The sequence below is a fragment of the Bradyrhizobium sp. ORS 285 genome, assembly GCF_900176205.1.
Classification (GTDB): Bacteria; Pseudomonadota; Alphaproteobacteria; order Rhizobiales; family Xanthobacteraceae; genus Bradyrhizobium.
In genome coordinates, this window is sequence record NZ_LT859959.1 from 7,468,886 (window position 1) to 7,492,615 (window position 23,730).

The 23,730-nt window shown below is 64.3% G+C and carries 21 protein-coding genes; 10 read left to right on the top strand and 11 right to left on the bottom strand.

Going from position 1 to position 23,730, the window contains the following annotated elements:
• The first annotated feature begins 287 nt into the window (after positions 1–287).
• A complete protein-coding gene (locus BRAD285_RS33605) occupies positions 288–1,103 on the top strand; it encodes an exodeoxyribonuclease III (protein WP_006612694.1) in 816 nt (271 codons plus the stop codon).
• Between the two features lie 175 nt (positions 1,104–1,278).
• Here BRAD285_RS33605 and BRAD285_RS33610 read toward each other — a convergent pair whose 3' ends face one another.
• Positions 1,279–1,722 carry a cyclic nucleotide-binding domain-containing protein gene (locus BRAD285_RS33610; protein ID WP_006612693.1) on the bottom strand — a complete coding sequence of 148 codons (444 nt, stop codon included), beginning with the start codon at positions 1,720–1,722 and terminating at the stop codon, positions 1,279–1,281.
• 66 nt (positions 1,723–1,788) lie between these two features.
• A complete protein-coding gene (locus tag BRAD285_RS33615) occupies positions 1,789–2,475 on the bottom strand; it encodes a response regulator transcription factor (protein WP_006612692.1) in 687 nt (228 codons plus the stop codon).
• 276 nt (positions 2,476–2,751) lie between these two features.
• Here BRAD285_RS33615 and BRAD285_RS33620 point away from each other — a divergent pair, with 276 nt between their 5' ends.
• Both BRAD285_RS33620 and BRAD285_RS33625 read left to right on the top strand, forming a co-directional pair.
• Positions 2,752–3,273 (top strand): L,D-transpeptidase, encoded by a 522-nt coding sequence (locus BRAD285_RS33620; protein WP_006612691.1) that lies wholly within the window; start codon positions 2,752–2,754, stop codon positions 3,271–3,273.
• 37 nt (positions 3,274–3,310) lie between these two features.
• Complete coding sequence (locus tag BRAD285_RS33625; RefSeq protein WP_006612690.1) at positions 3,311–4,096, top strand: 2-keto-4-pentenoate hydratase; 786 nt, start codon at positions 3,311–3,313, stop codon at positions 4,094–4,096.
• Positions 4,097–4,120: 24 nt separating this feature from the next.
• On the opposite strand, the gene BRAD285_RS33630 is transcribed toward BRAD285_RS33625, so the two are convergent.
• Positions 4,121–4,804, bottom strand: a complete 684-nt coding sequence (locus BRAD285_RS33630) for a YggS family pyridoxal phosphate-dependent enzyme (RefSeq protein WP_006612689.1) — start codon at positions 4,802–4,804, stop codon at positions 4,121–4,123.
• Between the two features lie 109 nt (positions 4,805–4,913).
• Between BRAD285_RS33630 and BRAD285_RS33635 the strand changes: the two genes are divergently transcribed.
• Positions 4,914–6,623, top strand: a complete 1,710-nt coding sequence (locus BRAD285_RS33635) for a diguanylate cyclase domain-containing protein (RefSeq protein ID WP_006612688.1) — start codon at positions 4,914–4,916, stop codon at positions 6,621–6,623.
• A 12-nt stretch (positions 6,624–6,635) separates the two neighbouring features.
• Here BRAD285_RS33635 and BRAD285_RS33640 read toward each other — a convergent pair whose 3' ends face one another.
• Positions 6,636–7,622, bottom strand: coding sequence for a GGDEF domain-containing protein (locus BRAD285_RS33640; RefSeq protein ID WP_006612687.1), 987 nt, complete (start codon positions 7,620–7,622; stop codon positions 6,636–6,638).
• 324 nt (positions 7,623–7,946) lie between these two features.
• On the opposite strand from BRAD285_RS33640, the gene leuS reads away from it, so the two are divergent.
• The 3 genes from leuS to holA are packed head-to-tail and all read left to right on the top strand — an operon-like array spanning position 7,947 to position 12,150.
• Positions 7,947–10,565, top strand: a complete 2,619-nt coding sequence (gene leuS, locus BRAD285_RS33645) for a leucine--tRNA ligase (RefSeq protein WP_006612686.1) — start codon at positions 7,947–7,949, stop codon at positions 10,563–10,565.
• Positions 10,552–11,103 carry an LPS assembly lipoprotein LptE gene (lptE, locus tag BRAD285_RS33650; RefSeq protein WP_006612685.1) on the top strand — a complete coding sequence of 184 codons (552 nt, stop codon included), beginning with the start codon at positions 10,552–10,554 and terminating at the stop codon, positions 11,101–11,103. The genes leuS and lptE overlap by 14 nt, the downstream gene beginning before the upstream one ends.
• 18 nt (positions 11,104–11,121) lie before the next feature.
• Positions 11,122–12,150 carry a DNA polymerase III subunit delta gene (gene holA, locus BRAD285_RS33655; protein ID WP_006612684.1) on the top strand — a complete coding sequence of 343 codons (1,029 nt, stop codon included), beginning with the start codon at positions 11,122–11,124 and terminating at the stop codon, positions 12,148–12,150.
• 430 nt (positions 12,151–12,580) lie between these two features.
• Here the strand turns inward: holA and BRAD285_RS33660 are convergent, their stop codons facing one another.
• The 7 genes from BRAD285_RS33660 to hemJ all read right to left on the bottom strand — a co-directional run bounded on the left by BRAD285_RS33660 (position 12,581) and on the right by hemJ (position 21,191).
• Entirely contained in the window at positions 12,581–13,477 is an 897-nt protein-coding gene (locus BRAD285_RS33660; RefSeq protein ID WP_006612683.1) for a ParB/RepB/Spo0J family partition protein, read from the bottom strand.
• A gap of 161 nt (positions 13,478–13,638) precedes the next feature.
• Entirely contained in the window at positions 13,639–14,490 is an 852-nt protein-coding gene (locus BRAD285_RS33665) for a ParA family protein (protein ID WP_006612682.1), read from the bottom strand.
• A 32-nt stretch (positions 14,491–14,522) separates the two neighbouring features.
• Positions 14,523–15,161 carry a 16S rRNA (guanine(527)-N(7))-methyltransferase RsmG gene (gene rsmG / locus BRAD285_RS33670; protein WP_035646924.1) on the bottom strand — a complete coding sequence of 213 codons (639 nt, stop codon included), beginning with the start codon at positions 15,159–15,161 and terminating at the stop codon, positions 14,523–14,525.
• Positions 15,162–15,202: 41 nt separating this feature from the next.
• Positions 15,203–17,080: a tRNA uridine-5-carboxymethylaminomethyl(34) synthesis enzyme MnmG gene (gene mnmG / locus BRAD285_RS33675; RefSeq protein WP_006612680.1), complete on the bottom strand. Its 1,878-nt coding sequence runs from the start codon at positions 17,078–17,080 to the stop codon at positions 15,203–15,205.
• A gap of 218 nt (positions 17,081–17,298) precedes the next feature.
• Positions 17,299–18,633, bottom strand: coding sequence for a tRNA uridine-5-carboxymethylaminomethyl(34) synthesis GTPase MnmE (gene mnmE, locus BRAD285_RS33680; protein WP_006612679.1), 1,335 nt, complete (start codon positions 18,631–18,633; stop codon positions 17,299–17,301).
• A 628-nt stretch (positions 18,634–19,261) separates the two neighbouring features.
• Complete coding sequence (gene rho / locus BRAD285_RS33685; RefSeq protein ID WP_006612678.1) at positions 19,262–20,527, bottom strand: transcription termination factor Rho; 1,266 nt, start codon at positions 20,525–20,527, stop codon at positions 19,262–19,264.
• 241 nt (positions 20,528–20,768) lie between these two features.
• Positions 20,769–21,191 carry a protoporphyrinogen oxidase HemJ gene (gene hemJ / locus BRAD285_RS33690; RefSeq protein WP_006612677.1) on the bottom strand — a complete coding sequence of 141 codons (423 nt, stop codon included), beginning with the start codon at positions 21,189–21,191 and terminating at the stop codon, positions 20,769–20,771.
• Positions 21,192–21,605: 414 nt separating this feature from the next.
• Between hemJ and BRAD285_RS33695 the strand changes: the two genes are divergently transcribed.
• From BRAD285_RS33695 to coaE, 3 genes are read left to right on the top strand one after another with little or no spacing between them, the layout of a single operon-like run.
• Complete coding sequence (locus BRAD285_RS33695) at positions 21,606–22,445, top strand: pyruvate, water dikinase regulatory protein (RefSeq protein ID WP_006612676.1); 840 nt, start codon at positions 21,606–21,608, stop codon at positions 22,443–22,445.
• A 10-nt stretch (positions 22,446–22,455) separates the two neighbouring features.
• Positions 22,456–23,064, top strand: coding sequence for a Maf family protein (locus BRAD285_RS33700; RefSeq protein WP_006612675.1), 609 nt, complete (start codon positions 22,456–22,458; stop codon positions 23,062–23,064).
• Between the two features lie 39 nt (positions 23,065–23,103).
• Complete coding sequence (gene coaE / locus BRAD285_RS33705; RefSeq protein WP_006612674.1) at positions 23,104–23,703, top strand: dephospho-CoA kinase; 600 nt, start codon at positions 23,104–23,106, stop codon at positions 23,701–23,703.
• The last annotated feature ends 27 nt before the right edge of the window (positions 23,704–23,730 follow it).

A 23,730-nucleotide genomic window follows, 5' to 3' on the forward strand; every position in this document is an offset into this window, starting at 1 on the left:
TCCGTGAGGAGGACAGGTCTGCCTCTCACGTCACGAGCACATCTGCCTTCCCTCACCCTGAGGAGCACGCCGAAGGCGGGCGTCTCGAAGGGCGAGGCCCGGCTCGGGCCTCATGGTTCGAGACGCGCCTTTCGGCGCTCCTCACCATGAGGTTCTGGCATCGAAGGCGGCGTGCGCATCATTGCTGGGGATAAGGATCGCGGAAACGCCGATCGCAGCGCGATCGGGGCAGCCGGCTGCGCAGCCGCAGGGCTGACGCCAGCTCAATCCATGCTATCGCAGATCTCATGCGTCTCGTCCTGACCACCTGGAACATCAACTCGGTGCGCCTGCGCATCGATCTCGTCGCCAAATTCATCAAGCAGGTTCGGCCCGATGTGCTGTGCCTGCAGGAGACCAAGTGCATCGACGACGCCTTCCCGCTGAAGCGCTTCAAGCGGCTGGGCTATGAGCACGTCGCGCTGAACGGGCAGAAGGGCTATCACGGCGTCGCGGTGATCTCGAAATGGCCGTTCGAGAATACCCACGTCCGGACCTTCTGCGACAAGGTGGATTCGCGCCACATCACCGTGGCGTTCGGCGAGAAGGCGCAGCTCGCGCAGCCGCTCGTGCTGCATAATTTCTACGTTCCGGCAGGCGGCGACATTCCCGATCCCGCGCTCAATCCAAAGTTCGAGCACAAGCTGCAATTCCTCGACGAGATGAAGGCGTGCGAGCCGCTGCACCCCCGCGGCGACGACCGCCACATCCTGGTCGGCGATCTCAACGTCGCGCCGCATGAGCACGACGTCTGGTCGCACAAGCAGCTGCTGAAGGTGGTCTCGCACACGCCGATCGAATGCGAGAAGCTGTTGGCAGCGCAGACCCATGGCGAATGGGTCGACGTCGCGCGCGAGCGCATCCCGATGTCGGAGAAGGTCTACACCTGGTGGAGCTATCGCGCCGCCGACTGGACCGTCGGCAATCGCGGCCGCCGGCTCGACCACATCTGGGTGTCACGCGCGCTGAAGGACCGGGTCGCCGATTTCAGCATCCTGCGCGACGCCCGCAGCTGGGAGCGTCCGTCGGATCACGTGCCGGTCACGGTGACCTTGGACGTGTAGGACTTGCCGTCAGTTGACGCCAACATCTGTGGCCGCGCTCTCCACCTCTCCCCACCGGGGAGAGGTCGGCGCGCAGCGCCGGGTGAGGGGGCTTGCGTGCATATCGATAGACCTTAACCCCTCACCCGCATCTGGCGATACCATCCGACCTCTCCCTTCGGGAGAGGTGAAGACCTCACGATGTCAGCTTGGCGCCGGCGGTCAGGATGTCATTGGCGATGCGGTTGGCGCGGTGGGCGAACTCGTCGCGCAGGCGGCGCGCCGCCATGGCATCGCTCTCCAGCACGCGCTGAAACAGGCTGCGCGAGATCCGCACCACGGTGGAATATTCCAGCGCCGTCGCGGTCGCGGGCCGCCGCATCTCGACCAGCAGCGCCAGTTCGCCGATCAGCATGGTCGGCGTGGCGACGATCTCGGCGCCGACCTCGTCGCTGATGCGCAGCTTGCCGCGCTGGACGACATAGCCGCAATCGGCCGTGTCGCCCTCGCGGAACAGGGTCTCGCCGTTCTGGATGTTACGCTGCTCGGAGCCAATCGCGATCATGCGCAGCGAATCGCTTCCCAACAGACGCAGGGTCGGGACGCGCTCCAACAGCGCAATATCGTCTTCGATCGACATAAAGGGCCCGGGGAAGGCGAAATGGAACCAATATCATAGACGGCAGACCGCCATCCCCGAACCGTATCACGGCACCAACTTGTAGCCACCGGCCTCCGTCACCAGAATCTCTGGATTGGCGGCATCTTTCTCGATTTTCTGGCGGAGACGGTAAATATGGGTCTCCAGCGTATGGGTAGTGACGCCGGAATTGTAGCCCCAGACTTCCTGCAGCAGGGTCTCGCGCGACACCGGCTGCTGGCCGGCGCGGTACAGGAACCGCAGGATCGCGGTTTCCTTCTCGGTGAGGCGGACCTTGCGGGCATTGGCGCCGGTCAGCATCTTCGAGCCGGGCCGGAAGCTGTACGGGCCGACCGAGAACACCGCATCCTCGCTGGCCTCGTGCTGGCGCAGCTGGGCGCGGATGCGCGCAAGCAGGACGGCGAAGCGGAAGGGCTTGGCGACGTAGTCATTGGCGCCGGATTCGAGCCCGAGGATCGTGTCCGAATCAGTGTCGTGGCCGGTCAGCATGATGATCGGGGCCTTGAAGCCGCCCTTGCGCAGGGACCGCACCACCTCGCGGCCGTCGGTGTCGGGCAGGCCGACATCCATCAGGACCAGATCGGGCGAGTTCGCCTTTGCTGCGCTGGCGCCCTTGGCGCCGGTGTCGACGGCCTGGGCCTCGAATTCGTCATGCAGCGAGAGCTGCTCCATCAGGGTGTCGCGCAGATCGGTGTCGTCATCCACGATCAGGATCTTGCGGGCATTGGCCATAGGTACAATCCTCTTGGTGGCGCCGGCGGGAATGCGGGAAGTGGGCGCCGCAGCGGTGGGCAAACAGGCTCATGAGCCCTGTTCCGTCTTGAAGTAGGGGGCTGTTACCGATTCACAAGCGGCAGCCACTCTACTCCAGAATTGGGCAGGGAATGCGATGAATGTCCCGTTCGACCGTCGCCGCGGACCATTCGCCGACATTAAGGCAATTGCCGGGCAATGCATGGCAATGAAAAGGCACGTTGTTTCATCTCTTTATGGACGAGGTACACTGGTATGCCAGCGAGCCTGATCGCGATTCGCACCAAGGCCGGGTCCAGGCAGCGCGGCTGGCTGACGGTTTGGGGCCATGTGATTCCGGTGGCTCTCGGGCGTGGCGGCGTGCTCGCCAACAAGCGCGAGGGTGATGGCGGCACCCCGCGCGGCACATTCTACCCGCGCCGGCTGTGGTGGCGGGCCGACCGGCATCCGCGTCCGCAGACCTCTCTGCCGGTGCGACGGATCGGTCCCGAAGATGCCTGGTGCGAGGATCCCGCCGACCGTCACTACAACCAGGCGATCCGGCTGCACGGCGACCAGCCCGGCGACCGGCTGGCACGCCAGGACCATCTCTATGACTTCATCATCGAGATCGACCACAACACCAGGCCCCGGATCGCGGGCCGCGGCAGCGCCGTGTTCCTGCATCTGGCGCGGCCGCATTTCGGTCCGACCGCCGGCTGCGTGGCGATGACCCGGCCGGCGATGCTCACGCTGTTGCAAAGGATTGGCCCGCGCACCAGGATCGTCATCTCATAAGAAGAGACTGGATCGAATAAGAGACTGGGAGGACATCATGCGCGCGACCGATCAGCCTGCCGGCGCCTCGGAAATCCTGCGCTCGCACTGGCGACACGGGAGCAAGTTTTCGCAGCTGCCCCCGGAGCTGCGCCCGCGCGACCGGGCGGAAGGCTATGCGATCCAGGCCGAGCTGGAAAAACACTCGGACAAGCCGTTGTTCGGCTGGAAGATCGCCGCCACCAGCGAGGCCGGGCAGCGCCACATCAACGTCGCCGGCCCGATGGCCGGGCGGATCCTCGCCGAAACCGTGCTGCCGGTGGGCGGCACCGCATCGATGGCCAGCAATGCGATGCGCGTCGCGGAGCCGGAATTCGCCTTCCGCCTGGGCATCGACCTGCCGCCGCGGTCGACACCTTATGATGTCGCCGAGGTGCTCGCCGCGGTCGATACGTTGCATCCGGCGATCGAGATCCCGGATTCGCGGTTCGCCGAGTTCGTCAGCGCCGGCGAGGCGCAGCTGATCGCCGACAATGCGTGCGCGCATCTGTTCGTGCTCGGCGAGCCGGCCAGCGCGGGTTGGCGCAGCCGCGACCTGGTCGAGGAGCGGCCGCGGATCACGCTGCGCGGAGAGATCTTCATCGGCCACGGCCGTAACGTGCTCGGTGATCCCCGGGTGGCGTTGGCATGGCTGGTCAACGAGCTCAGCGCGCTCGGCATCACGACGCGGGCAGGGCAGGTGGTGACGACCGGAACCTGTCACCCGCCACTGCCGATCGCCAGCGGCGACGTCATGGACGCCGATTTCGGCGACCTCGGGCGGGTGTCGGTCAGGTTCGAATAGATCAGCAACGAAGGGCGGTTGCCCTCAGCGGTGACCGAAGATCGCCGAGCCCACCCGCACATGGGTGGCGCCGAACTGGATGGCGGTGGCGAAGTCGGCGCTCATGCCCATCGACAGGTTGGCCAGGCCATTGCGGGCAGCGATCTTGGCCGTCAGGGCGAAATGCGGACCCGGCGCCTCGTCGACCGGCGGGATGCACATCAGGCCGGAAATCTCGAGCCCATATTCCTTGCGACAACTCGCGATGAAAGCATCGGCATCGCCGGGCGCGATGCCGGCCTTCTGCGGCTCCTCGCCGGTGTTGATCTGGACGAACAGTTTGGGGTGCCGGCCCTGCGCGGCGATCTCCTTGGCCAGCGCGGAACAGAGGCTCGGCCGGTCGACCGAATGGATGGCATCGAACAGCGCCACCGCCTCCTTGGCCTTGTTGGATTGCAGCGGCCCGATCAGGTGCAGCACGAGGCCCGGATGCGCGTCGATCAGCGCCGGCCATTTGCCTTTGGCTTCCTGAACGCGGTTTTCGCCGAACTCGCGCTGTCCGGCAACGATCACCGGCTCGATCGCGTCGGCGGCGAACGTCTTCGACACCGCGATCAGGGTCACCGAGGCGCGATCGCGCTTGGCGTCGGCGCAGGCGCGCAGGATCTCCCGCTCGACGGCTGCGAGCGCGGTGGTGATAGACGAGGTGGCGTTCGAGGCGTCGGTCACGATGGCATCCGTCGGTAGATTTACGGGTTTGGCTGCAATTTTACGGAGTTCGAGAAAGGGTTCTTGAACCCTTCCCCTTAGCTTGCCCAACCGGGGGTGGGGGAAAGAAATGCCAAGCATCCGCTTCAATCGCAATAGAGTGAAGCTGAACCGGCTGATGGGGATTCGCGCGCGCCTGGCGCTGCTCGCCCTCATCCTGGTCGCGCCGCTGATGTTGGAACGCGCCCGGTCGCTGGAAGGCGCCCGGACCCGGCAGATCGCACTCGCATCCGAAGAATTCTTCGCGCTCGCCCGGCAGAGCGCCGACATGCAGCGCGAGGTCATCATGTCGGTGGAGACGGTGCTGAAGTCGACCGCTTATGTCCGGGCGTCGGCCACCGGCATCAGCCGCAGCTGCGACATGATGCGCGCCAGCCTGCCGGCGACGCTGCCCTGGATCCGCACCTTGATGATCGCCGGCCGCGACGGCCGCATCCAGTGCTCGACCAACAATCAATATGTCGGCCTCGATTTCAGCGACCGACCGTATTTCCGCGGCGCCCAGGAAGCACGCGACTTCGTCTTCAGCGACTATCTGTTGTCGAAGCCGACTCACATGCCGATCGTGATGGCAGCCTATCCGGTCGGTGCGATCACCGGCGAGCCGGACGCGGTGATGCTCGCCAGCGTGAACCTGGAATGGATGTCCAAGATCATGAGCAATCTTGGCGGCCGTCCGGGCATCACGGCGGTGCTGATCGACAGCGAGGGAACCGTGCTGGCGGCGCCCGCCGACCGCACCGATCTGATCGGCCGGCCCCTCGACAGCGTGCCGCTGCTGTCAGCCGTTGCCGAGACGGCGATGAGTTCGAGCAAGCCGACGGAGACGATGAGCTTCACCGCAGCCGACGGCTCCAAGCGCGCCATCACCTTCACGCGCATCGCCGACAGCGGCTCGCGCCTGATCGTCAGCATCGACGAAACCCGTGTCACCGCCGCCATCGACCGCGAGATCCGCAACGCTTATCTTCAGGCTGGCCTGGTCTGCCTGATCGTGTTGTTGGGCGCACTGATCGCCGCCGAGAAGCTGATCGTGAAGCCCGTCAGCATGCTCGCTGCGACCGCCAAGCGCTTCGGCCATGGCCACTGGTCGGCGCGCGTCGCGACCAAGCACCTGCCGTCGGAGTTCGTGCCGCTGGCGAAGTCGTTCAACGCGATGGCGGCCAAGCTCGGCCAGCGCGAACGCGAGCTGGTCGCCGCCAATGACCGGCTGACGGTGATGGCGTCGATCGACATGCTCTCCGGCCTCGCCAACCGCCGCGGCTTTCAGAACCGCATCGACATCGAATGGACGCGCGCGGAGCAGACCGGCACCGACCTGTCATTGCTGATGATCGATGTCGATCACTTCAAGCTCTACAACGATACCTATGGTCATCCCGAAGGCGACGCCTGCCTGTCACGGCTCGGCGAGACGCTGGCGCAGATCGCGGATGCAACAATGGCCTTTGCCGGGCGCTATGGCGGGGAGGAATTCTGCCTGCTGTTGCCGGGCATGAACGCCAAGCAGGCGCTCGAGGTCGGCGAGCATGTGCGCGCAGCGGTGCTGGAGCTGGAACTGCCGCATGCGACCTCGGCGCATCTCTGCGTGACCGTCAGCGTCGGCGTCGCTTCGACGCGGCCGAATGAGTCACTGACGCCCGCCGACCTGATCGAAGCGGCGGATGCTGCGCTCTATGCCGCCAAGCATCGCGGACGCAACACGGTTGTCGGCCATGGCTTCGGGGATGGCTTCGGCGATGTCTCGGACGACACCAGGGACGTTGCGCGCGCCGGCTGAGCTGGCGCGATATCAGCCGACAGCCAGCTTGCGGTCGAGTTCGAGCTCGGTGACCACGCGATTGCGGCCGAGCTTCTTGGCGAGATACAACGCGCGGTCGCAGCGATCGATCAGATCCGCCATCGATTCACCGAACTGGAATTGGCCGACCCCGATCGACACCGTGATCTGCGGCAGCACTTCGCCGGTCGAGCGCCGCGTGAACTGACAATCCGCGATGGTGCGCCGGATGCGTTCGGCGATCGCCGTGCAGCCTTCGAGATCGGTCTGCGGCAGCACCGCGATCAGTTCCTCACCGCCATAGCGCGCCGGCAGATCGTTGTCGCGGACGCGCTCGCGCAGCGCCTTGGCGACGAGGCGCAGCACCTGATCGCCGACGCCGTGGCCGTAATTGTCGTTGAACTTCTTGAAGTGGTCGACGTCGATCAGAAGAATGCTGAGCGGCTCGTCCTGCTCCATCGCCGCGATCTGGACATGGCGGAAGAACTCTTCGAGCGCGCGACGGTTGGGCAGACCGGTCAGCGTGTCGGTGCGCGCACGCTGCTCCGACTTGTTCAGCGAGTCCCTGATCGTGTCGAGCTCGCGCGACTTCTCGGCGAAGCTCGCTTCCAGCTTGGCGGCGCGCGCGGTTGCCTGGGCGAGCTCACTGACGAGATTCTCGATCAGGATTTTCGGGTCGACACCCTGCTCGCTGCGCTCGGCAACGCCGTCGATCGCTTCCATATGCGTGCGGTTGTCGGCGATCGCAGCCGTGAGATAGCTCTTGGCTGAGTCCATCACGCCATGCAACTGCTGCGAGACTTTGTGGACGACAGCCGCTTCCGTGCCCTGCTGGCCGATATACGTATCGAACAGCGCCTGGTTGGTGGTCTTATCGAACTTGCGCTTGTTGCTGACGAGGATGTCGACCGCGCGCTTGAGGTCCGACGCCGAGCCGAGTGAGTACTTGAACCACAGATGGAAGTTGTTAGGCGTCGGTGGCACGCGCTGTTGTGCCATGGATTTCATGGCTTTTTCCGCGACAGTGGTCGCGTACTCGAAGTCAAGCTCGTCGTACGTAGCGCCGGACACGATGTGGAGTGACCCCAGATGCGGGCAGATGCCTGGATGTATGCACTCAGTCTCCCATTCAAGTCTTAACCGTGCCTCAATCGGACCTTCGACACTGGCCGCGAGGCGCGTAAAAAATCCCGCGATTACCGTCGCTTAGCAGCTGCACGAAATGGTATCATCATCTGCCGCCCCATTGACCCGCATGCTGCTTTTGTGGCCTAGTCCGCCGTCTTGAAACGACGCGAATCCTCGAAAATTACAAGCGATTCCATGACATCCGAACGCTACAACGCCCGTGAAGCCGAGCCGCGCTGGCAGCGCCAGTGGGACGAGAAGGCGATCTTCGCCACCAAGAACGACGATCCGCGTCCGAAATACTACGTACTCGAGATGTTTCCCTATCCGTCGGGACGCATCCATATCGGCCATGTCCGTAATTATACGCTCGGCGACGTGTTGGCGCGGTTCATGCGTGCCAAGGGCTTCAACGTGCTGCACCCGATGGGCTGGGATGCGTTCGGCCTGCCGGCGGAGAACGCCGCGATCGAGCGCAAGGTCGCGCCGAAGGCATGGACCTACGACAACATCGCGGCAATGAAGAAGCAGCTGCGCTCGATCGGCCTGTCGCTCGACTGGGCCCGCGAGTTCGCGACCTGCGACCCGTCCTACTACAAGCACCAGCAGAAGATGTTCCTCGACTTCATGCAAGCCGGGCTGGTGGAGCGCGAGAAGCGCAAGGTGAACTGGGATCCGGTCGACATGACGGTGCTCGCCAACGAGCAGGTGATCGACGGCCGCGGCTGGCGCTCCGGTGCGGTAGTCGAACAGCGTGAGATGAACCAATGGGTGTTCAAGATCACGAAGTACTCGCAGGAGCTGCTGGACGCGCTGGACGGGTTGGACCGCTGGCCCGACAAGGTGCGGCTGATGCAGCGGAACTGGATCGGCCGCTCCGAAGGCCTGCTGATCCGCTTTGCGCTGGATCCCAAGACAACGCCGGCCGGCGAGAGCGAGCTGAAGATTTTCACGACGCGCCCCGACACGCTGTTCGGCGCCAAGTTCATGGCGATCTCGGCCGACCATCCGCTGGCCCAGGCTGCCGCCGCCAAGAACCCGGAGCTCGCCGCGTTCATCGCCGAGATCAAGCGCATCGGCACCGCGCAGGAGGCGATCGACACCGCCGAGAAGCAGGGTTTCGATACCGGCATCCGCGCCGTGCACCCGTTCGACCCGAGCTGGACGTTGCCAGTCTACGTCGCGAACTTCGTGCTGATGGAATACGGCACCGGCGCCATCTTCGGCTGCCCGGCGCATGACCAGCGCGACCTCGACTTCGTCAACAAATACGGTCTCGGCAACACGCCGGTGGTCTGCCCCGAAGGTCAGGACCCCGCGAGCTTCGTCATTACCGACACCGCGTTCGACGGCGACGGCCGGCTGATCAATTCGCGCTTTCTCGACGGCATGACGATCGCGCAGGCCAAGGACGAGGTGGCCAAGCGTCTGGAAACCGAGCAACGCGGCGGCGCTGCCGTCGGCGAGCGCCAGGTCAATTTCCGCCTGCGCGACTGGGGCATCTCGCGCCAGCGCTATTGGGGCTGCCCGATCCCGATCATTCACTGTCCGACCTGCGATATCGTGCCGGCGCAGGAGCTGCCGGTCGTGCTGCCGGACGACGTCACCTTCGATAAGCCAGGCAACGCGCTGGATCATCATCCGACCTGGAAGCACGTCACCTGTCCGAAGTGCGGGGGCAAGGCGACGCGCGAAACCGATACCATGGACACCTTCGTGGATTCGTCCTGGTACTTCGCGCGCTTCACCGATCCGTGGAACGAGACCGCGCCGACGACGCCTTCGGTGGCCAACCGGATGATGCCGGTCGACCAGTATATCGGCGGCGTCGAGCACGCGATCCTGCATCTGCTCTACAGCCGCTTCTTCACCCGCGCCATGAAGGCGACCGGCCACGTCGCCATGGACGAGCCGTTCGCCGGCATGTTCACGCAGGGCATGGTGGTGCACGAGACCTATCAGAAGGCCGACGGTACCTACGTCAATCCGGCCGAGGTCAAGATCGAGGTCGGCGGCAATGGCCGCCGCGCCGTGCTGACCGCGACCGGCGAGGACATCACGATCGGCCCGATCGAGAAGATGTCGAAGTCGAAGAAGAACACCGTCGACCCCGACGACATCATCGAGAGCTACGGCGCCGACGTCGCGCGCTGGTTCATGCTGTCGGACTCGCCGCCGGATCGCGACGTGATCTGGAGCGACGAGCGCGTCCAGGGCGCGGCCCGTTTCGTCCAGCGCCTGTGGCGGCTGGTGAACGAATCGGTCACGGCCTCGGCCGAGGCCCCCTCTTCCCGTCCGGCCAGCTTTGGTCCGGACGCGCTGGCGCTGCGCAAGGCCGCGCATGGCGCGCTCGACAAGGTGACCGGCGGCATCGAGCGGCTGCACTTCAACGTCTGCCTGGCGCATATCCGCGAATTCGCCAATGCGCTGGCCGACGTGCTGGCGAAGTCGGCCAAGCCGGCCCCAGACCTTGCCTGGGCGATTCGGGAGGCTGCGGGGATCCTGGTCCAGCTGTTCTCGCCGATGATGCCGCATCTGGCCGAGGAATGCTGGCAGGTGCTGGGTCACTCCGGCCTGATCTCCGAGGCGTCCTGGCCGCAAATCGAACGAGATTTGCTGGTTGAGGACAGCATGACCCTGGTCGTGCAGGTCAACGGCAAGAAGCGCGGAGAAGTCACAGTCGCCAGCAACGCGCAGAATCCGGAAATTGAGTCTGCCGTTTTGGCCCTCGATGCAGTAAAACTGGCGCTGGACGGCAAGCCCGTCCGCAAGGTGATCATTGTTCCCAAGAGGATCGTGAATGTCGTCGGCTAGGTTTCGGATCGCTGCACGGCTGGTTGCCGTGGCCGCGTTGGCTGGGCTGACGGCTGGCTGCTTCCAGCCGATGTATGCCGAGCATGCCGACGGCACGCCGGCGCTGCGCGACAAGCTCATGGGCATCGAGCTGCCGCCGGTCGACAAGCCGAACGCCTCGCCCGAGGCACGCCTCGGCGTCGCCATCCGCAACTCGCTCGCCTTCAAGCTCTACGGCACCGCGACCGGGACGGCACCGACCCACAAGCTGGTGCTCAAGTTCCAGACCAGCCGGTCGTCGCTGATCGTGTCGCAGACCACCGGCCTGCCGACCACCGAGAATGTCGGCATCGACGTGCAGTACAATCTGGTCGAGCTGGCCACCAACAAATCGGTGATGACCGGCACGACCTTCGCTCGCACGTCCTACGACATTCCCGGCTCCTACCAGCGCTTCGCCCGGCAGCGCGCGTTCAACGATGCCGAGGACCGCGCCTCCGAGGAGGTGGCGGAGAAGATCAAGACGCGGCTCGCGGCCTATTTCACCGCGGGCACCTGACGCACGGCTGACACCGCCGTGGTCGCGCTGCGCGGACGAGACATCGACGCCTTCCTTGCTAAGCCGGACGCCGCCCGTCCGCTGATCCTGCTGTACGGGCCGGATGCTGGCCTCGTCCGCGAACGCGCCGAGGCGCTGATCGCCTCCGCCGTCGACAATCCCGACGATCCGTTTTCCGTGGTCCGGCTCGATGGCGATGAGCTCGCGGCCGAACCGTCACGGCTGGTCGACGAGGCGATGACCGTGCCGCTGTTCGGCGGCCGCCGCGCGATCCGCGTCCGCGCCGGCTCGCGGACCTTTGCCAGCGGCGTCGAGACGCTCACCCAGATGAGCGTGCGCGACTGCCGCATCGTCATCGAGGCCGGAGACATCCGGCCGGATTCGCCGTTGCGCAAGATTTGCGAGAAGGCGGCGAGCGCGGTTGCGATCGCCTGCTACCCGGACACCGAGCGCGACCTGGCTAAGCTAATCGACGACGAACTCCGCATCGCGAGCTTGCGCATCTCGCAGGACGCGCGTGCCTATCTGATGGCGCTGCTCGGCGGCGACCGGCAGGCGTCACGCAACGAAGTGCGCAAGCTGACGCTGTTTGCGCATGGCGAGGGCGAGGTGACGCTCGACCATGTCATGGCCGTGGTCGCCGACGCCTCGGAGATGAAGCTCGACCCGATCGTCGACGGCGCCTTCGGCGGCAAGCCTGATGTGGTCGAGACCGAGTTCGGCAAGGCGATGATCGCCGGCACCTATCCGGGCGTGATCATCTCGGCCGCGCAGCGGCATGCGGCATGGCTGCACAAATCGGCGCTCGCCGTCGCCTCGGGCACACCGATTTCGAGCATTCTCGAAGGCGGTTTCCCGCGGCTGCACTTCTCGCGCAAGCCAAGCGCAGAAACGGCGCTGCGCAACTTCTCCCCTGCCCGCTTGCTGCCGATCATCGATCAGCTCGCGACGGCAGCGCTGGATATGCGAAAGCAGCCGGGACTGGCGGCTGCGATCGCGCAGCGGACGCTGCTGTCGATCGCAGTGGCCGCACGGCGGAAGGGATGATGGGTCAGAATGGGGCTCAGGCGGCAGCGGTGTCGAAGACATCGGCTCGTTGACGCGCGACGTCGAATACGTAGTCCCAGTGAGCCCGAGACGCCTCCCCAATCGCCGCCGTAATTCCTGGCCAAGATACCGCCCCAACTTGGCCACCGCTTTATCCGCGTCCTTGCGAGCGCAGCGAAGCAATCCAGAGTCCCGTCCACGCCCCTGGATTGCTTCGCTGCGCTCGTAAGGACGGAGGAAAGAGCTGCAATTACTTTGGACTAATAGCTCGTCATGCCCGGGCTTGACCCGGGCATCCATCCTCTGGGGGTTTCTGAAAGATGGATGGCCGGGTCGAGCCCGGCCATGACAAAGGTGAGAGCAGAACGAACTAACAGGAGCCTCGGGGGAGGCAATCGCGGCGACGCAGTTAGCGGCTCCGAGTTCACACCTAACCCTGCTCCAACCTGCGCATCACCTCGTCGAGCTGCTCGAGGCTGCGGTAGGTGATCTGCACGGTCCCGCCGGGATCGCGGTGGCTGATCGAGAGCGTGAGACCGAGCGCGTCACCGACGCGCTTCTCCAGCGCCAGCGTATCGGCGTCCTTCTTGTCCGGCGCTTCCCCGCCACCGCTGCTGCGCGGCTTCTGCGGCTTGCGCTCCGGGACGCCCTCCTCATGGGCGAGCGCTTCGGTCTGCCGGACGTTGAGGCCTTCGGCGATGATCTTCTTCGCGGCCGTCAGCGGATCCGGCAGGTTAATCAGCGCGCGCGCGTGGCCGGCCGAAATCTCACCGGTGGCGATGAAGCCCTGCACCTCGGCCGGCAGCTTGGTCAACCGCATCATGTTGGCGACGTGGCTGCGGCTCTTGCCGACGATCTTGGCGATCTCTTCCTGGTTGCGTTTGAACTCGTTGGCGAGCGCGTGATAGCCCTGCGCCTCCTCCATCGGGTTCAAGTCCTCGCGCTGCACATTCTCGATGATCGCGAGCTCCAGCGCGTCGCTGTCGCTGACATCGACCGGGACGATCGGCACCTCGTGCAGGCCGGCGGCCTGCGAGGCGCGCCAGCGGCGCTCGCCGGCGATGATTTCGAAGCGGTCCTGCTGGCCCTTGATCGGGCGCACCACGATCGGCTGGATCACGCCGTGCTGCTTGATCGAAGCCGAGAGCTCGGCGAGCTCGCCGTCGGAAAACGTCTTGCGCGGGTTGCGCGGGTTCGGCTTGAGAAACTCGATCGGCACCTTGCGCTGATTGCGCGGCCGCTCCGGCGGCGCCCCCGCTTCGCGGCCGACGTCACCGATCAGACTTGCAAGACCCCGGCCCAGACGCGATCGCGACTCCTCAGCCATCGCCTTCTCCTTTGGATTCACGTCACGCTCCGCTTCCGTGCTGCTGCCGAACCGCAGCGTCAGGGCAAAGAAAGGAGATGACGAATCCCGCTGCCGGAATTCGCCGTCATCCTCGATTGAGGTCCGGCTGACGAGACGTCAGCCGGCGCCATGACAACCAGTTAGTTGGCGCGCAGGTCGCGCTCGCGCTGGATGACCTCGGTCGCGAGCTTCAGATAGGCTTCGCTGCCGACACACTTCAGGTCATAGACCAGCACCGGCTTGCCGTAAGACGGCGCCTCCGAGATGCGGACGTTGCGCGGGATCATGGTGTTGTAGACCTTCGATCCCATGAACTGACGGACGTCGGCGACGACCTGGTTGGACAGGTTGTTGCGCGAGTCGAACATGGTCAGCACGATGCCGTGGATCGAGAGGTTCGGGTTCAAGGTCGAGCGCACCTGCTCCACGGTCTGCAAGAGTTGCGACAGACCTTCGAGCGCGAAGAACTCGCACTGCAGCGGCACCAGGATCGCGTCCGACGCGGCCATCGCATTGACGGTCAGCAGGTTCAGCGACGGCGGGCAGTCGACCAGCACGTAGGTGTAGTCGTTCTCCGGCGACACATTGTTGTTGAGGCCGGCAATGGCATCGCGCAGACGGAAGGCACGGTTGGCGCTGTTGCCGAGTTCGAGCTCCAGGCCGGACAAGTCCATCGTCGAGGAAGCGATGTGTAGCCGCGGCACGGCGGTCGCGACGACCGCGTCGCGCAGCGAAGCCTCGCCGATCAGCACGTCATAGGTCGAGCAGTTGCGGCTGCCACGGTCGATGCCGAGACCCGTCGAGGCGTTGCCCTGCGGATCGAGATCGACGATCAGCACGCGCTCGCCGATGGCGGCCAGCGCGGTGCCGAGGTTGATCGCGGTGGTGGTCTTGCCGACCCCGCCCTTCTGGTTGGCGAGCGCCAGGATGCGCGGATGCCCGTCCGGGTGAGGGGCTCTATCTTCTTGATAAATCTGATCAATTACGGACATGCGCGATCGCCATGGTTGTTTGCTGCGGGAGTTCAGCCTTGCCGCTCGATGCAATCGATTGCGACGATCCAGCCCTGCCCGCCCGTCCGGCTGGAATGAAGTTTCGGCTCAATTTTCCAATACTTAGTAGATTCGGTCAATTCCGCTTCTACATCTTGACCCTTGAGAAACAGCGCTTTCGCGCCTTTTTTCACCAAGGGCTCCGCAAAGCCGATGAGTTGGTGTAGCGGAGCCAGCGCGCGTGCGGTCACGCAATCGACTCGCCCGCTCCACTTCTCCACGATATCCCCGATCTCTGACAAATGCACGATCCCCGGTGAGCCGGTGACGCGAATTGCTTCGCGCAGGAACGCCGCCTTCTTGGCGATACGCTCGACCAGATGAACCTGGGCACCGGGCCGCTCGGCCAAAGCGCAAGCCAGCACGACGCCGGGGAAGCCACCGCCGCTGCCGAGATCGACCCATATCTTGGCCTCGGGCGCGAGATCGAGGAGCTGCAGCGAATCCGAAATGTGCCGCGTCCAGAGATGCGGCAAGGTGGATGGCGCGACCAGATTGGTCTTGGCCTGCCACTCCAGCAACAGGGCGATGTAGCGGTCGAGGCGCCGCTCCGTTTCACGTGAAACGGGGGTCAGCGCGAGCGCATCGGCCTTGTCGGTTTCGAGGTTCATAGACGTCAGGGCGGGCGGTGATCGTTTCACGTGAAACGCCCTCAACCCATGGCCTTGTTGCGCCGAGCCTCGCGACGCAGATACGCCGCCAGAATTCCGAGCGCCGCCGGCGTCATTCCATCGATGCGACCCGCCTGCCCGATGGTCCATGGCTTAGCCGCGGTCAGCTTCGCCCTTGCCTCATTGGAGAGACCAGGAACAGCTGCGTAATCGATATCGCCGAGCACCAAGCCTTCGTCGCGCCGGAAGGCATCGACATCCTCACTCTGGCGGCGGACATAGACGTCGTACTTGGCGTCGATCTCGAGATGCGTAGCGATCGCCGGATCGATCGAGCCGAGCTCGGGCCAGATCGCCCTCACCTCCGCGAAGCCGATGTCGGGATAGGCCATCAACTCGAAAGCCGATCGACGCTGGCCGTCACGGTTGAGCGTCAGCCCATGCTTGGCCGCCTCATTGGGGGTAATCGTCAGCGACTTCGCCACAGCGCGGGCCGCTTCCAGCGCCTCGATCTTGGCACGGTGGAATTCAGCCCGCTCGGCGCCGACGCAGCCAAGCGCGATACCTTTGTCGGTCAGCCGCTGATCGGCATTGTCGGCCCGCAGCGTCAGCCGATATTCGGCGCGCGACGTGAACATACGATACGGCTCGGTGATTCCCCGCGTGACCAGGTCGTCGATCATCACGCCGAGATAACCGTCAGCCCGATCGAACACGATCGCCTCGCCGTCACCCGCCACCAGCGCTGCGTTGAGGCCAGCCACCAGGCCCTGTGCCGCCGCCTCTTCATATCCGGTGGTGCCGTTGATCTGGCCGGCCAGGAAGAGACCCTTCATCCGCTTGGTCTGCAGGGTCGGCTCCAGCTCGCGCGGATCGACGTGATCATACTCGATCGCGTAGCCCGGCCGGATCATCCGGACCCGCTCCAATCCCGGAATGGTCGGCAGCAGCGCGAGCTGAACCTCCTCCGGCAGCGAGGTCGAGATACCATTGGGGTAGACGGTGATGTCGTCGAGCCCTTCCGGCTCCAAGAAGATCTGGTGGCCGTCGCGATCGCCGAAGCGGACGATCTTGTCCTCGACCGACGGGCAATAGCGCGGACCGGTCGACTTGATCTGCCCGGAGTACATCGGCGAGCGATGCACGTTGGCGCGGATCACGTCGTGGGTCGCGGTCGTTGTACGGGTGATACCGCACTGGATCTGCGGCGTGGTGATCTTCTCGGTCAGGACGGAGAACGGCTCGGGCGGATCATCGCCGGGCTGCATCTCGACTCCGGCCCAGTCGATCGTGCTCCCATCCAGACGCGGCGGCGTGCCGGTCTTCAGGCGACCGAGCTTGAATCCAATCGCCTCCAGCGACCCGGAGAGCCCAAGCGCCGGTGCCTCGCCGACGCGACCGGCGGGCCAAGTCTTCTCGCCGAGATGGATCAGACCGCGGAGGAAGGTGCCCGTGGTGATGACCACGGCACCACAGACCAGCGTCCGGCCATCCGCCAGCTTGAGCCCGACAACACGGCCATGGGAGACGACGAGTTCGTCCGCCTCACCTTCAATCACGGAGAGATTGGCGGTCTCGCGGACCGCAGCCTGCATCGCGGCGGCGTAAAGCTTCCGGTCAGCCTGGGCCCGCGGACCGCGGACAGCCGGCCCCTTCCGCCGGTTCAGAACCCGAAATTGAATGCCTCCGGCATCGGCGACGCGGCCCATCAGACCATCGAAGGCATCGACCTCGCGCACCAGATGGCCCTTCCCCAACCCACCGATCGCGGGATTGCAGGACATAGCGCCGATGGTTGCGAACTGATGGGTGACAAGGGCAGTGTGGGCACCCAGCCGCGCTGAGGCAGCTGCGGCTTCACAGCCGGCGTGGCCGCCACCGATGACGATGACGTCGTAGGATGTCAGATGCTCGCTCATAGCGGGATATCTAGCGCTTGGGGCCAACGCTCGGAAGATGTTTCACGTGAAACATGAGACCGCATCAGGTGTCGGTGTTTCACGTGAAACAGCTTAGGCGGCCAATACCTGTTTCACGTGAAACAACGGAACCGACACCGTCCCTTGTTTCACGTGAAACGATTTAGGATCCGTTAACCAGATCATCTTTCATTAATCATAAGGCAGGCGCTGGGGGCCTATTTCCCGATACAGAACTCCCGGAAGATCACATCGAGCAAATCCTCCACGTCGACCCGGCCCAGGAGGCGCCCCAGCTCCAAGGCTGCGATCCTCAACTCCTCAGCGACAAGCTCCTCACCCAAACCGACCGCACCCAGACTCCGGCGGAGAGCATCAGCCGCCTCCTTGAGAGACTGCCTTTGGCGCTCTCGCGTGATGAAGCTGCTCTCAGTGGAGCCGAAGAAGCCGCGCGCGAAACCGACCATAGCGTCCAGGAGAGCTGCCATGCCCGTCCCGCTCTGGGCCGAGATGGCAAACGACCGGCCTCCGGGGGACCCAGAGGTGATCTCTGGTTCCGCACCGCCGAGGTCAATCTTGTTGCGGACGAGCCAGACCGGCACGTCGCCTGCCCGCTCCGTCTCCGCTTGATCATTCTCCGTCAGCCAGAGCACGAGGTCCGCCTGGCCGGCCCGATCCCGAGCACGCCGAACCCCCTCCTGCTCGACAGGATCCTCCGTCTCCCTGATCCCGGCGGTATCGATCACGGTCACCGGATAGCCGTCGAGATCGAGCTGAACTTCGATGAGGTCGCGGGTCGTGCCGGCATGTGGCGAGACGATTGCCACCTCGCGCCGCGCCAGCTGGTTCATCAGCGTCGACTTGCCCGCATTCGGCGGCCCGGCGATGACGACGGTCAGACCGTCACGCAGACGCTCGGCCCGTCCCTCAGCCGACAAGACGGCCTCAATCTCAACCAGGAGCTGCTCGACCCGGGACAACGCCGGCGCCATGAGCTCCGCCGGCACGTCGCCTTCATCGGAGAAGTCGATCCCCGCCTCGATCAGGGCTGAGGCTTCGATGATCTGCTCGCGCCAGCGGCGCGCCTTGTCGCCAAGCAGCCCGTTGAGCTGCCGTAGCGCTTGCCGCCGTTGACGATCCGTATCGGCGTGGATGAGATCGTCGAGGCCCTCGGCCTCGGTCAGATCGATCTTGCCGTTCTCGAACGCCCGCCGGGTGAACTCGCCGGGCTCGGCCGGACGCAATCCCGGCGTCGCCGACAACACCGCGAACAGGGTCGCGATCACCGCGCGGCTGCCATGGACCTGAAGCTCGGCGACGTCCTCGCCGGTGGCACTGGCCGGTCCAGGAAACCAGAGCACGACCGCATCATCGATTGGCTCGCCGCTGGCATCGCGCAGCAGCGCCCGGCTCGCCATGCGCGACGCCGGCATCTTTCCCGCCAACATCTGAAGAGCTGGGCCGGCATGCGCACCAGAGAGACGCAGGATTGCGATCGCGCTCGGCAGCCGCCCCGAGGACAGCGCGAAGATGGTCTGGTCGTGAGGATGCATGATTTTCAATTGGGCTCGGCGGCCCAGAAAGACAATCAGTTTGCGCCGGCATGCTTTACGCGGGATGGCGAGCGCTCGGCGACGGAGCTCGAGCATGATGCGATGACATCGAGCAAAGCCTAGACCCATCGCAACCATGCTTGCGACCAAGACGAAGGGCGCCGCGAATTTCAGTCCTACCGTTCCCCTCCAGGCAGGGCTATCGCATTTGACGATCGGAGTGGCGCGCTCGCCTTCCTCCACGTCGTCATGGCCGGGCTTGTCCCGGCCATCCACGCCCTTCAGCGCGCTGAGAACCACGTGGATGCCCGGGACAAGCCCGGGCATGACGGAGTAACTAGAGCATGATCCGGAAAAGTGGAAACCGGTTTTCCGAAAAGATCATGCTCAAACAAATAGATAAGATCATGATGCGTTTCCGCCGAAACGCATCATGATCTAATTGTCAGGATTGTTGGTGGCGGCAGCGCCGTATCTTCATATGCGATAGCCCTGCCCTGGAGGGGGAGGGTGGCACCGAAGTTGATCTCGAAGTTGCCCGCGGCACTATCAGCTTTATGCGCAAGACCGCCCAAACAAAAAGGGCGCCCCGAGGAGCGCCCTTTTAAATCCTGCGATCGTAAACCGATCAGGTGTTCATCGACTCGAAGAATTCCGAGTTGCTCTTGGTGCTGCGGAGCTTGTCGAGCAGGAAGTCGATCGCGTCCATGGTGCCCATCGGATTGAGGATGCGGCGGAGGACGTACATCTTCTTGAGATTCTGCGGCTCGGTGATGAGCTCTTCCTTGCGGGTGCCGGAGCGCGCGATGTCGATCGCCGGGAAGGTCCGCTTGTCGGCGACCTTGCGGTCGAGGATGAGCTCGGAGTTGCCGGTGCCCTTGAACTCTTCGAAGATGACCTCGTCCATGCGGCTGCCGGTGTCGACCAGCGCGGTCGCGATGATCGTCAGCGAGCCGCCTTCCTCGATGTTGCGGGCGGCACCGAAGAAGCGCTTCGGACGCTGCAGCGCGTTGGCGTCGACACCGCCGGTCAGCACCTTGCCGGAGGACGGCACAACGGTGTTGTAGGCGCGGCCGAGACGGGTGATCGAGTCCAGCAGAATGACGACGTCGCGGCCGTGCTCGACCAGGCGCTTGGCCTTCTCGATCACCATCTCCGCGACCTGGACGTGACGCGCCGCCGGCTCGTCGAAGGTCGAGGACACGACCTCGCCCTTGACCGAGCGCTGCATGTCCGTGACTTCTTCCGGGCGCTCGTCGATCAGCAGCACGATCAGGTAGCATTCGGGATGATTGGCGGTGATCGAGTGCGCGATGTTCTGCATCAGCACCGTCTTGCCGGTGCGCGGCGGCGCCACGATCAGCGCGCGCTGGCCCTTGCCGATCGGGGCGACGATGTCGATGACGCGCGGCGACAGGTCCTTGCGAGTCGGATCCTCGAGCTCGAGCCGGAAGCGCTCGTCCGGAAACAGCGGGGTGAGGTTGTCGAAATTAACCTTGTGCTTGGACTTCTCGGGATCCTCGAAGTTCAGCGTGTTGACCTTGAGCAGCGCGAAATAACGCTCGCCCTCTTTCGGGCTGCGGATGTGACCCTCGATCGTGTCACCGGTGCGCAGGCCGAAGCGGCGGATCTGCGACGGAGAGACGTAGATGTCATCCGGGCCCGGCAGGTAGTTGGCGTCCGGCGAACGCAAGAAGCCGAAGCCGTCGGAGAGCACCTCGACGACGCCCTCGCCGATGATGTCGGTTTCCTGGATCGCGAGCTGCTTGAGGATGGCGAACATCAGCTCCTGCTTGCGCATCGTGCTGGCGTTCTCGACCCCGTTTTCCTCCGCAAAGGAGACGAGCTCGGCCGGCGTCTTTGACTTGAGGTCCTGTAGTTTGATTTCCCGCATTGGGGGTGGTCCTGTGGAAGCGACTTGGGAGGGATGCGAGGTGGCTGTGGGAAGGCGGACGAAAATGAGGTCCGCAGGTCTGAGCAAGGTTGGCGCCAAGGAGGCACCAAACCTGATGCGGCGGCCGGTCAAGCCGGAACGCAACCACATCCGCCTGCGTGGGGTGGGATGTTCTTAATATAGAAAATCGCGCCGCCCTCCGCAAGCCGTCTGCAGCAGGGCGGTACTGTCGTGGACGAGGTCAGAACGGCTTGACGATCACCAGAATCACGATGCCGATCATCAGCACCGTTGGTACCTCATTGATATAACGATAGAATTTCTGAGTGTGCGCATTCCGGTCGGCGGCAAAATCCTTGACCCAGCGGGTGAACAGCCCGTGCACGCCGGACAGGATGAGAACGAGCAGAAACTTGCCGTGAAACCAGCCGCTGGCATACCAGTGCCCGGCCCACACCATGTACAGGCCGGCCAGCCAGGTGACGATCATGGCCGGATTGATGATCGCCTTCAGCAGGCGCCGCTCCATGACCTTGAAGGTCTCGGACTGCTTCGAGCCGATCTCTGCCTCGCAATGATAGACGAACAGCCGCGGCAGATAGAGCATGCCCGCCATCCAGGCGATGACGGCAATGACATGCAGCGCCTTGATCCACTCGTACATCAGACTTCGCGATCCATTAACCGGATGGTGACCATTGGGAGGCGAGACATATCCGCTGGCTCGATCGCTTCCAAACCAAATAATTTAAGAATCTTAAGGTTTGAGTCTAGGTAGCGGTGGATTGGACTCATGCAACGCCGTCCGCAGATTGCTCACGGCTTGTTCACATCCTTCAACAGGCTGGCCGGACGCAGTGGCCCGCGCGCGAGTCCGATGTGATTCAAATGCTTGCCGATTCTGATCGACAGCTTATCCCAAGACAAACGAACCTCGCCCCGATATCATCAGGCGAGCGGCTCGAGTTGTCCCGGACAGCGACCATGTGAAGAAGATTCGGGGTTATCCAAAGGGGGCGGCGCCTGCCGGCTTTTTGGCCCCATCCTTCACAGGGATTCACAGATCGTTAAGGATTTGATGCCCACCACCGGCAATTACTTTCACCTGCATCTGGTTTCCGACTCAACCGGCGAAACCCTGATCACGGTTGCGCGAGCCGTCGCTGCGCAATACGCCAACGTCACCCCGGTCGAGCATGTCTATCCGCTGGTGCGCAGCCAAAAGCAGCTCGACCGCGTGCTCGACGAGATCGAGGAGGCGCCGGGGATCGTGCTGTTCACCCTGCTCGAGAAGGATCTGGTCTCCAGGCTCGAGGCCAAGTGCCAGCAGATCAACATCCCGAGCCTGTCGATCATCGGTCCGGTGATGCAGCTGTTCGAGGCCTATCTCGGCGCCTCCACCGCGGGCCGGGTCGGCGCGCAACACGTGCTCAATGCCGAATATTTCGCCCGCATCGATGCGCTGAACTACACGATGCTCCATGATGACGGCCAGATGGTCGACGGGCTGGAGGATGCCGACGTCGTGCTGGTCGGCGTCTCCAGGACGTCGAAGACGCCGACCTCGATCTATCTCGCCAATCGCGGCGTGCGCACGGCGAACGTGCCGCTGGTCCCGGGTATCCCGATTCCGCACCAGCTCGAGATCCTGAAGAAGCCGCTGGTCGTCAGTCTGCACGCGACGCCGGAGCGCCTGATCCAGGTGCGGCAAAATCGGCTGCTCAGCATGGGTGCGGAAAGCGGCAACGAGAACTATGTCGACAAGCAGTCGGTGACCGATGAGGTCGCCTATGCGCGCAAGCTCAGTGCGAAGTTCAACTGGGTGATGCTCGACGTGACGCGCCGCTCGATCGAAGAGACGGCGGCCGCGATCCTGAAACTCTATTCCGACCGGCAGCGGCAGCGTCTGCCGGATTGAGTGGACTGAGATGACCTTATGGTGTGGTGACGGGCCCCTGGTGCTGGCCTCGCAGAGCCGAGCCCGGCGCATGCTGCTCGAGAATGCCGGCCTCGCCTGCGAAGCGGTGCCGGCCGAGATCGACGAGCGCGCTGTCCAGGCCGAGGCCGGGTTGGTTGCGCCTTATGAGATCGCGCTGCATCTGTCGACGGCCAAGGCGCGGGCGGTCTCGGCGATGAAGGCGGGCTCATATGTGATCGGAGCCGACCAGACGTTGGCGCTCGGCGAGCGGATGTTCAACAAGCCGGCCGGACGGCAGCAGGCCATGCACCAGCTGCTGGCGCTCGCCGGACGCACCCATGCGCTGCATTCGGCGATCTCGGTCGTGCGCGATGGCGAGGTCTTGTTCTCCCACGTCGCCGTGGCCTGGATGACGATGCGGACGCTCACCGAGAGCGAGATCGCGTCCTATCTGGACACGGCCGGCCCGCCGGTGATGTCGAGCGTTGGTGCCTACCAGCTCGAAGGTCTCGGCGTGCATCTGTTCGACCGCATCGATGGCGATCACTTCACTATTCTTGGTCTGCCGCTGCTGCCGCTGTTGGCTTTTCTCCGCGAAGCCAGGCTGCTCAAATTCTGACGGGCAGCCGAGGCTGATGGTTGTGAGGAGCGATCGCGGATGAGAGTGCTGGGGCTGACAGGCTCGATGGGGATGGGAAAGTCGACAACGGCGAAGCTGTTCGCGGAAGCCGGCGTTCCCGTCTACGACGCCGACGCGACGGTCCATAAAGTCTATGAAGGCGAGGCGGCGCCTGCGGTCGAGGCTGCGTTCCCCGGCACGACCGTCAACGGCAAGGTTGATCGACCGAAGCTGTCAGCCAAGGTCGTCGGTAATCCCGAGGCCATTCGCAGGCTCGAAGCCATCGTGCACCCGATGCTGCGTTCTTATCACCAGGCGTTCCTCGATCACGCCGAGCAGTCCGGCGCGCCCGTTGCCGTCGTCGACGTTCCGCTGCTGTTCGAGACCGGCGGCGACAAGCGCGTCGATGCTGTCGTTGTCGTCTCGACCTCGCCCGAGGTGCAGCGGCAGCGGATACTGGCGCGCGGCACGATGACGGAAGAGGCGCTCGATGCGCTGCTGGCTCGGCAGATGCCGGATGCCGAGAAGCGGGCGCGCGCCGATTTCGTCGTGGATACCTCGCACGGGCTCGATCCGGTGCGCGCCCGCATCCGCGACATCCTGGCCGAGGTGGTTAAGATGCCGCGGCGGCGCGGCTGATTCGACGCGCGCCGTAGCAGCGACGGA